6 protein-coding genes are annotated in these 6117 nt (G+C 37.3%); 1 reads left to right on the forward strand and 5 read right to left on the reverse strand.

Annotation, left to right across the window (positions count from 1 at the left end; translation table 11 throughout):
- Positions 1-388: 388 nt before the first annotated feature.
- From ABYK33_RS12950 to rpmI, 3 genes are all read right to left on the reverse strand, one after another.
- Positions 389-715 (reverse strand): hypothetical protein, encoded by a 327-nt coding sequence (locus tag ABYK33_RS12950; protein ID WP_373033686.1) that lies wholly within the window; start codon positions 713-715, stop codon positions 389-391.
- A gap of 410 nt (positions 716-1125) precedes the next feature.
- Complete coding sequence (gene rplT / locus ABYK33_RS12955) at positions 1126-1482, reverse strand: 50S ribosomal protein L20 (protein ID WP_373033688.1); 357 nt, start codon at positions 1480-1482, stop codon at positions 1126-1128.
- Positions 1483-1698: 216 nt separating this feature from the next.
- A complete protein-coding gene (gene rpmI / locus ABYK33_RS12960) occupies positions 1699-1890 on the reverse strand; it encodes a 50S ribosomal protein L35 (protein WP_373033689.1) in 192 nt (63 codons plus the stop codon).
- Between the two features lie 162 nt (positions 1891-2052).
- Between rpmI and ABYK33_RS12965 the strand changes: the two genes are divergently transcribed.
- A complete protein-coding gene (locus tag ABYK33_RS12965) occupies positions 2053-4986 on the forward strand; it encodes a DNA mismatch repair protein (RefSeq protein ID WP_373033690.1) in 2934 nt (977 codons plus the stop codon).
- A gap of 147 nt (positions 4987-5133) precedes the next feature.
- Here the strand turns inward: ABYK33_RS12965 and infC are convergent, their stop codons facing one another.
- Positions 5134-5682 (reverse strand): translation initiation factor IF-3, encoded by a 549-nt coding sequence (infC, locus tag ABYK33_RS12970; protein ID WP_373033691.1) that lies wholly within the window; start codon positions 5680-5682, stop codon positions 5134-5136.
- Positions 5679-6117: His/Gly/Thr/Pro-type tRNA ligase C-terminal domain-containing protein (locus ABYK33_RS12975; RefSeq protein WP_373033692.1), on the reverse strand; the 439-nt coding region annotated here is incomplete at its 5' end. The genes ABYK33_RS12975 and infC, both read right to left, overlap by 4 nt.

Here is a 6117-nt window from a genome sequence, read left to right on the forward strand (position 1 = left end):
CTATCTCACCATTTGCATAACGCTTATCAAGTATATCTTGTGCAGAGGAGTGTCTCTCTTCACTTTTATTGGTTTCTTTTAAAAAATAAAAGACAAGAAGTACTAACAATATCAGTGGAAACCACATAGCAAATCCCATACTCCAACCATGACCTATATAATCCATTTTTTATCCTTTTTAAAAAGATATTCATATTTAGAGTATAGAACTACAGTGTGCAAAGTATGTGTAGATTATTTGAGATTTATTAGGAGGTGATTATAATTTAAATAGATAGGCTTTGAATAATGCAATCCTGAAACTTTTCTCAGGAGTGCACTTAGGAAGTTTAATAAATTCGGAGGTATTCGTTTATGTAGACGAAGCTATTGTTCTTTGATTAAAAAACTAGTCACTACCACATCTTTTCATATTACCCATATCACCAGCAACACTATCATCACCTGTTTTAAGTTTACTTTGATGTTCTAACTCTATTTCAGCTTTATTTTTTGGTTTCTGTGCAGCTTTTTTCTTTGGTACTTTCTTTTTCCCTACTTGGTCAGCACTACACTTACCCGCAGCTTTCATTGCAGACATATCACCTGCAACACTATCATCCCCAGTTGCAAGTTTATTTGCATGTTCTAATTCTACTGCAGCTTTATTTTCTGCATAGGCAAACCCTAAACCTAAACCAAATGTGAGAATACTCGCTAAAATTAACTTTTTCATACTTTATCCTTTTTAAATAAATTCATAGGGATTAGATACCCTAATTAGAAACAGTATATTGAGGATGTGTGTACTTTTCGTGTAGAAAAAATATTTTAGTTTCATATCTAATTCTACAAAACCTTATAATCTAACATATTTTATAACGTTATTCGCTGTAGCGATAACTTTAGACTACTTTTTAAACAAAGAAAATAAACAACCTTATAAAACGTGCCTATATGAAATGTTTTATAAGGTTATTACATAAGATACTTGAATGAATAATGAATAAAGAAACTGTCAATAAAATTGTCAGTCAATAACGCCTATTATCTACTGACACTTTAGTTTAACAATGAAAATAATTTAGGGAAATATCTAAAAGGGGGATGAGGAGCCGAAGCTCCTCAAGAAATAATCAACAAAGATTACTTAGCAAGTGCTGCTTTAGAAGCATCAGCTACTTTTGTAAAACTTTCAGGAGCATTCATTGCCATGTCAGCAAGAATTTTTCTATCAAGCTCGATGTTTGCAAGTTTAAGACCATGCATGAATGTTGAATAGTTCATACCATTTAATCTTGTTGCTGCATTAATACGAACGATCCAGAGTCTTCTGAAATCTCTCTTTTTTTGTCTTCTATCTCTATAAGCATATACTAATGAACGCTCGAGTTGTTCTTTCGCTTTTCTGAAGTGTTTTCTTCTACCACTGTAGAACCCTCTAGCTTGTTTTAATAGTCTTTTGTGTCTTCTAGTTCTTACGACACCAGTTTTTACTCTCATGGTTATCCTTTACCTTATACTTGTACTGTAACTTTAAAAAGCCAGTTTTAGTAGGTGCCAAACATTATCTCTGTTTGAACTTGCCCCTTATCGGGGGAATTTATCTATTAGGAACGTTTTTTGAACAAAGTCCAACAAAACTACGCTAACGCTGAGTTAACTTCAGCAGTTGGCTCATGCGACTAGTCGCATTTCCTTGTTTAAATCAAAGGGTGATTAGTTAATCATCTCTTTAATGTTTTTTGCATCAGCAGGATCAACATGCTTAGGACTTCTCATACTTCTATGGTGACCACCGTCAACTTTAGAAAGAATGTGACTTCTGTACGCAGTTCCTCTTTTGATTTTGCCGCTTTTTTTTACTTTAAAACGCTTAACTGCGCCTTTAACACTTTTCATTTTTGGCATATGCTTACTCCCTTATTTATTTTTTCCAACAAACATACATTTGGTAGAAAATGGGACGGTATTATACCCAAACTATCTAAAAGGTTTATAAATCTATTCTGTACCTATATCTCTAACCCTATTTGTGATAAAATCTATCTATTAAAAATGAGGGCAAGCCTAGTGGACAAAGTAACCGAAATACTTTCTCAAAAAAAGAAACTTTTAACAGAGGTTTATTTTGATTTGCAAGTGCATTTTGAAGACAAATATGGGAAAGATGCCCTTGTCTTGATGGAGATCGGGACTTTTTTTGAGGTCTATGAAGTCAACAATGATGAACTGAAAGTAGGTAAGGCTAAAGAGATAGCTGAACTGCTCAACATCCAACTCACCCGTAAAAGTAAAGCCGTGTTGGAAAACTCGGTTTCCAATCCTCTTCTTGCAGGAGTTCCTGCTGTCTCTTTAGACCGTTACCTCTCCCGTCTCATCTCTACTAAAAAATATACCATTATCGTTGTTAAACAAAAAGGAGAGATGCCAAATATCAAACGCTATGTGTCGAACATCATCTCTCCGGGTACCAACTTTGAATACCTAAGTGAACCCAGTGAAAACAATATCGTCTCTCTACTCATAGATGAGAATGCCGGTATCTTCTCTGTGGGGTATTCTGCCATAGATGTGAGTACAGGCAAGACCATCTGTAATGAGATACACTCCACCCGTGATGATAAAACCTATGCCCTGGATGAAGCATTTAATCTTTTACAGACCTATACCACTTCGGAAGTGATCATTACACTGGACAGTAAAGGGATAGACAAAGAGTGGATAGTGCACTATCTGGAACTCGAGTCACTCCATTACTCAGTCAATACAAAACGCTTTAAAATACAATTTCAAAATGAACTCTTTACCCGTGTATTCAACATTAACTCTTTTCTCTCCAGCATTGAGTTTTTAGACCTTGAACGGCACCCTTATACAACAGAATCTCTAGCCGTATTGATCGACTTTATCATCGAGCACGATGAAAGCATTATAGAGAAGATGAACAAGCCACAATTCCTGGGTAATAACCGTTATATGTATATCGGGAACAATGCGATGGAACAACTTTCCGTCATCTCCCGTGACCCCTCTGACATCACACTGCTTGACTTGATTGACAAAACCTCTACGGCTTTTGGGAAACGTCTTCTCAAAGAGCGTCTTCTCAATCCTATCTGCGATAAAGAACTACTTGAAAAGCGCTATGATCTTACAGAACTGCTACTGCCAAGCATTAATCGTTTTGAGACACACCTGAAGCAGATCTATGACCTTGAACGCATCACAAGACGTATCAAACTACGTAAACTGCACCCTGTAGAACTTACCTATATCTCTATGTCTTTGGAAGCCATCTTGAAACTTCTTGAAGATGCGAAAACCAATGGTCTTGAGATAGATGACAACCTGTATGATGAAACGCAGGAAATGATGAAAGTCTTACATAATACCTTTGAACTGGATGTTTGTGCACGATTTCGTATAGAACAGATCAATGATAACCTTTTTAAAGACGGTATCTATCCTGCCATTGACAGTATTGTCAAGAATCAGAAAAAAGAAGTGAACAAGATGGAAGATGTTGCCACGCACATCGAATCACTGTTTGAAAAAGACAAACTCTTTTCCGGTACTGCCAAATATGCCACGGTGAGTTATCTCGAAAGTGAAGGGTACTTTCTCCACTTGACAAAAAATCGATTTACCTTGATAGAGAAGTCACTTAAAGACTCTTTTGTCACCATTGACAACCAGCATCACTTCTTTAAAGACTTTCACTATAAGTCTTTAAAAAATGCGGTCAAAGTACATGCTCCACTTTTTGAAGAGATCACCAGAAACTATGAAACATCCCAGATCAAACTTGTTTCACTTGTCAAACAACGCTACATAGAGAGTCTTGACCTACTTGAAAACAGGTTTTCATTACTGCTTGACAAACTGATAGTCTTTATAGCAAACATAGATGTCGCCATCTCCAATGCCAAATGTACCAAGACCATGAACCTGTCCCGTCCTATCATTGAAGAAGGTAATTTTTACGAAGCAATTGCACTTCGCCATCCCATCATAGAATCCAATGATGAAAGAGGTATTTATGTACCTAATGATGTTTTTTTGGGAGATAACAATGGGACTAACCACAATCACATCACACTGAACGCCAGTGATGGAGAAGATGTCTTAGGTACACTTCTGTATGGTATCAACTCTTCAGGAAAATCTTCTTTGATGAAAAGTATAGGTCTCTCCATCGTCCTGGCACAGGCAGGTTTTTTTGTCCCTGCAGTGGAACTTCGTTTTGGTCTGTATGACAAACTCTTTACACGTATTGTTTCACAAGACAACCTCTATAAAGGATTGTCAACATTTGCAGTAGAGATGATGGAACTCAAGAACATCTTTAACCGTGCAGATGAACGCTCTTTGATCCTTGGAGATGAGATAAGCCAGGGTACAGAGACAGAATCTGCTCTTGCCATCGTTTCAAGCGCTATTTTAAGGCTTATCTCACTCAGGTCGACCTTTATCTTTGCCACGCACTTGCACCAGCTAGGAAGCATCCCTCAGCTACAGAACCTGAAACATCTCATCTTCTTGCATCTGGGCATTAAATATGATGAGAGCAATGACACACTGATCTATAACCGTGTATTACAGTTGGGTATGGGAGACAGCCTTTATGGACTGGAGTTCGCCAAATCATTGCATATGGATAAGGAATTCCTGCAAACGGCACAAACCATAAGGGAAAACCTGAACCATGGTGGAAGTGACATTAAAAAACTACGCAGGCAAAAAAGCAGCAAATACAATAAAGATCTTTACCTCAGCAAGTGTGCCTTATGTGAAGAAAGTGTAGAAGATGTACATCACATCGCGGAACAACAACATGCAAACGAAGAAGGTCACATAGACCATTTCCACAAAAACCATAAGTATAACCTCATCCCTCTATGTAAAAAGCATCATAATCTAGTACATGAAGGAAAGATAAACATATCCGGATTTGTGATGACAAGTGAAGGATTAAAACTGCATTATGAGATCAAAGAAAATTAAATGAGATTAATTTAAACCAAAATAGGTTTAGAGTGCGTGAAATTTGCCCGAAGGTAATGCCCTTGGGGTATGCTAGAGATTTAAAAGCTGTACTGATAAGTACAGCGTTAAATATCTCGTAAAAGGTTATGTGTTATAACCCTATTTTTATTTTTTGAGTGGGGTTACGTACATATTAATGTAACGCCCTTCCTGTGAAGGTTTACTCTCCAGGTTCCCAATGTCTTCAAGCATAGGCCATACACGATTTAGAACATCTACACCCCATTCAGGGTTTGCCATTTCACGTCCTCTTAGGAACACACGTAACTTAACGTGTTTTCCTTTTTCTAAGAACTCTCTGGCATGTTTTACTTTGTAGTTAATGTCATTTTCAGCGATCTTGCAAGAGAACTTTACTTCTTTAACATCTATAATCTTTTGGTTCTTTCTTGCTTCTTTTTTCTTCTTTTCAAGTTCGTATTTGTGTTTTCCGTAATCCATGATCTTGGCAACAGGAGGTTTAGCATCTGGTGACATAAGCACAAGGTCTAACCCTTTCTCTTCAGCTATTTGCATCGCTTCGTCTCTAGAAAGGATACCGAACTGCTCGCCATCATCGCCTAGTACTCTAAGCTCATTGATTCTGATAGCATCGTTCATGATGGTATCGTCAGCCTTTTTTCTACCTCTGTTTCTATCGTGTTGTTTACTCAAATTTTACCTTCTTGAAGTTGTTGTGTTAATTTTACCATAAATTCGTCTTGTGTAAGATTATACTGTTCTTTAGCTCTTCTGTCACGAATTGCGACCGTTTTATTTGCCACTTCTTCATCACCGATGATCACTACGTACGGTACACGCTGCTTTTCAGCGTTACGTACACGTTTGTTCAGAGAATCATTTTTGTCATAGACTTCAGCATCCATACCTTCTTGAACCAATCTTTTCTTAAGTGCATATGCATGATCTACATGGGTATCAGCAATAGGTACAAATATAACCTGTACTGGGGATAAGAAGAAAGGGAACTCTCCTGCATAATGTTCAGTAAGAATACCGATGAAACGTTCAAATGATCCTAGAATTGCTCTATGTATCATCACAGGCTGTTTTCGAGTATTGTCTTCTGCAACATACTCTACCCCAAAA

Source organism: Sulfurovum sp. (assembly GCF_041562805.1).
In the GTDB taxonomy this organism is placed as follows: domain Bacteria; phylum Campylobacterota; class Campylobacteria; order Campylobacterales; family Sulfurovaceae; genus Sulfurovum.

Excerpts from the sequence above, each read along its gene's own strand:
- rplT (WP_373033688.1), bottom strand. The coding sequence starts at position 1,482 with ATGAGAGTAAAAACTGGTGTCGTAAGAACTAGAAGACACAAAAGACTA.
- rpmI (WP_373033689.1), bottom strand. The coding sequence starts at position 1,890 with ATGCCAAAAATGAAAAGTGTTAAAGGCGCAGTTAAGCGTTTTAAAGTA.
- ABYK33_RS12950 (WP_373033686.1), bottom strand. The coding sequence starts at position 715 with ATGAAAAAGTTAATTTTAGCGAGTATTCTCACATTTGGTTTAGGTTTA.